We start from the raw sequence: 3459 nt of genomic DNA, 5'->3' as shown, positions 1-3459 counted from the left end.
GTGATGACCGAGAACAGCAGCTCCCCGACGGTGACGCCGGGTGAGACGGCGGCCGCGGTGAACATGTACACCCCGTCGACGCCGGTGGGGTTGGGCGCCACGACGAAGGGCTGTCGACCCAGCTCGGTGAAGATCCACCCGGCGATGTTCGCCGAGAACGGCGCGACGATGCCCAGCAGCGCCAGCCGCATGATCCACTTCGAACTCGGCACGGTGCCCTTGCGGGTCAGCCACAGCGCCACCGCACCGCCGAGTGCGACCACGCCGCCGAGGCCGATCATCAGCCGGAAGCCCCAGTACGTGACCCACATCACCGGCACGTACTTCACGTCGGTGCCGGCCATGTCGCCGTAGATCGCCTTGTTCGGGATGGTCTTGCCGTACTGGTCGACGTAGTGCGTCTCCAGATCTCGGATGCCGGGCATGTCGGCTCCCCATTCGCCCGTGCCCAGGAATCCCAGGGCGCCGGGGATCTTGATGAGCGTGACCACGTCGGCGCAGTCCGTGGATCCGGGGTCGCCGAGCGAGAGCACCGAGAAGTCCGAGCCGGTGTGGCAGGCGGCCTCCGCGGCCGCCATCTTCATGGGCTGCTGCTCGTACATGAGCTTGCCCTGCACGTCGCCCGAGATGACGGTGCCGCCGAATGCGATGATGGCGACCACCGCTCCGAGGCGCAGCGACCACAGCCAGACGCCGTGATCCGCGCGGTCGCGCCCGGGCGCGGCATCCGCCTTCCCGACGATCACGCGACCGGTCTCGTCGATCGTGTCGATGCCGTCGTGACGACGCCGCCACAGGTGGTACCACGAGATGCCGAGCAGGAACATGCCTGCCACGACCAGGGCTCCGAGGATGGTGTGCGTGTACGCGGCCAGTGCGGTGTTGTTGGTGAGCACGGCCCAGATGTCGTTCATGACCGGGCGACCGTCGGGGCCCTTCACCACGCCCACCGGATGCTGCATCCAGGAGTTCGCGCAGATGATGAAGAACGCGGAGATCCACGAGCCGATCACCGCGCACCACAGCGCGGCCAGGTGCAGTCCCTTGCGCAGCCGGCCCCAGCCGAAGATCCAGATGCCTAGGAATGTGGACTCGACGAAGAACGCCAGCAGGCCCTCCATGGCCAGGGGCGCGCCGAACACGTCGCCCACGAAGCGCGAGTACTCGCTCCAGGCCATGCCGAACTGGAACTCCTGCACCAGACCCGTGGCCACGCCGATGATGAAGTTGATCAGGTAGACCTTGCCCCAGAACTTCGTCATGCGCAGGAACTTCTCGTCGCCCGTGCGCACCCAGCGCGTCTGCATGATGGCGACCATCATTCCCAGTCCCAGCGTCAGCGGGACCATGAGGAAGTGGTAGACGGTCACGATGCCGAACTGCCATCGCGCGATGTCGAGCACGTCCATGCGGTTCTCCTCCTCGGGCCGGATGCCGCATCCGGTCGACTCTTGAATTCTACGTCACGTAGAACTACTTCGACACACAATAGAACACTTTCTACGTGGAGTAGAATCATTGGCAGCGGATGACGGGAGACGCGATGGGAACACTCGGAGAACTCGAGCGCGCGGTGATGGAGGCGCTCTGGGATGCCGATGCCTCACTCAGCGCCTATGACGTGCAGAGCCGACTCGAGGCCGACGGCAGGACCCTCGCCATCACGACGCTGCTCACCGTGCTGTCGCGACTGGAGAAGAAGGGTTTCGTGTCCTCCGACCGCTCCGCGCGCCCGCACCGGTACACCCCCGTCTCCTCCCGCGCCGAGCACGTGGCCGAGCTCATGCACACCGTGCTGGGCGACGCCTCCGACCGCACCGCCGTGCTCGAGCGGTTCGTCGGCGGGGTCTCCACTGAGGATGCCGCGATCCTGCGGCAGCTGCTCGGCCGCACCGGCTGATCCCATGCTTCTCGTCGCGATGGATGCCGCACCGACCGGCGCCCTGGTGATCCCGCACGGCGTGATCATCGTCGGCGCAGCCGTCTTCGGCGTCGTCGCCTTGGCCCTGGCCTGGCCCGTGCCCGTCGCGCTGTCGCGCGCGACATGGCCGATGCGCGCCCCGGTGATGGCCCTGCTGCTGTGGCAGGTGATCGGGCTGGCCGGCGGGCTGTCGATGATCGGCGCGCTGGCGCTGGCCGGATACGCCGCGCTGCCTCAGCATCCGTGGCTCGCCCCGATCGCGGCGGTGGTCTTCGCGGCGTATCTGCTGACCCACCTCGCCGTCACGATCGTGCAGGTCACCCGGCTCCGTCACCGCCACCTCGCGCTGCTGGAGATGCTGACCTCACCGCATCCCACGCGCGCTCGCACCCGCGTGATCGATCAGGCCGTCCCGATGGCGTACTGCCTGCCCCGCGGGGCGAGCTCGGTGACTGTGCTCTCCCAAGGGCTGCTGGACCGGCTCGATGCCGACGAACTGGTCGCCGTCATCGCCCATGAACGCGCGCACGTCGAGCAGCGTCACGATCTGCTGCTGCTGGCATTCCGGGCGTGGCGCTCGGCGCTGCCGTGGTTCCCGATCGCCGCGCGCGCCGAGGTCGAGGTCGCGGCCCTGGTCGAGATGCTCGCCGACGACCACGCCCGCCACGAAGTTCACGACGAGGTGCTGGCGCGCGCGATCCTGCAGGTCGGCGCCGGCGGCGCGCCCGGCGCCGATCAGCCGGTGTCGGGCTCGATGCGGGTCAGCGACCGGTTCCGCAGGCTCGCGCACTGAGCCATCGCGCGGGGGCGCCGCCGCACGGATCCGGTTCCCGCTCGAGCGGCAGTCCTCAACCCGCGCGCGGCATCCTCACCTCGCGCGGCACTCCTCAACCCGCATGACGCCATGCGTGAGTGAGGCCCGCTAGAGAGTCAGCGCAGTGCCGGCTCCGGAATGCTGATGCTGCCGGGCAGCCGCACGATCACGTCGTCTTCCCGGCGGCCGACCTGACGATGCGTGACCAGCACGACGATCCGCTCGGACGCCGCCGCACGCACGTCCGCCATCATCGCGGCGGCGGTGGGCTCGTCGAGGTGCGCAGTGGGCTCGTCCAGCAGGATCACGTCGGCCCGGGTGAGCAGTGCCCTGGCCACGGCCAGCCGCTGGCGCTCGCCGCCGGACAGCGCGGAGCCGCCCGCGCCCACGCGCGTGTCCAGACCATCGGAGAGCGTGCCCAGGAGTCCGGCGAGCCCGGCCCGCCGCAGCGCGCGCCGCATCGACTGCTCGTCGGGTGCGTCGTCGCGCGAACGCGCCAGCGCGAGGTTGCCCCGCAGCGTGGAGTCGAAGACGTACGCGTCCTGTGGGCACCAGGCCACCCGATCACGCCATGCGCGCTCGTCGAGATCCGTCAGGGGCGCGTGATCGGCGCGGACGGCACCGGATGCCAGCGGCAGGGCTCCCATGATGGCCGAGAGCAGCGTGGACTTGCCCGAGCCCGAGGGCCCGTCGAGCACCAGCCAGCGACCGGTCGCTGCTGTTC

Annotated in this window: 4 protein-coding genes; 2 read left to right on the top strand and 2 right to left on the bottom strand. The window is 69.4% G+C overall.

Annotated elements, in window-relative coordinates:
• On the bottom strand, positions 1–1409 hold a 1409-nt coding region (locus tag WA967_RS12645; RefSeq protein WP_424423124.1), incomplete at its 3' end, for a cytochrome ubiquinol oxidase subunit I.
• Between the two features lie 119 nt (positions 1410–1528).
• Between WA967_RS12645 and WA967_RS12640 the strand changes: the two genes are divergently transcribed.
• Together WA967_RS12640 and WA967_RS12635 are read left to right on the top strand one after the other, a co-directional pair.
• Positions 1529–1900: a BlaI/MecI/CopY family transcriptional regulator gene (locus WA967_RS12640; protein ID WP_424423121.1), complete on the top strand. Its 372-nt coding sequence runs from the start codon at positions 1529–1531 to the stop codon at positions 1898–1900.
• 4 nt (positions 1901–1904) lie between these two features.
• Complete coding sequence (locus tag WA967_RS12635) at positions 1905–2714, top strand: M56 family metallopeptidase (RefSeq protein WP_424423119.1); 810 nt, start codon at positions 1905–1907, stop codon at positions 2712–2714.
• A 137-nt stretch (positions 2715–2851) separates the two neighbouring features.
• Here WA967_RS12635 and WA967_RS12630 read toward each other — a convergent pair.
• The coding region (locus WA967_RS12630) for an ATP-binding cassette domain-containing protein (RefSeq protein ID WP_424423116.1) at positions 2852–3459 on the bottom strand (608 nt) is incomplete at its 5' end.

Origin of the sequence: Microbacterium sp., assembly GCF_049650565.1 — a bacterium.
Lineage (GTDB): Bacteria > Actinomycetota > Actinomycetes > Actinomycetales > Microbacteriaceae > Microbacterium.
The sequence above is the reverse complement of the archived record's forward strand: the minus strand, read 5'-3'. Positions and strand labels throughout refer to the sequence as shown.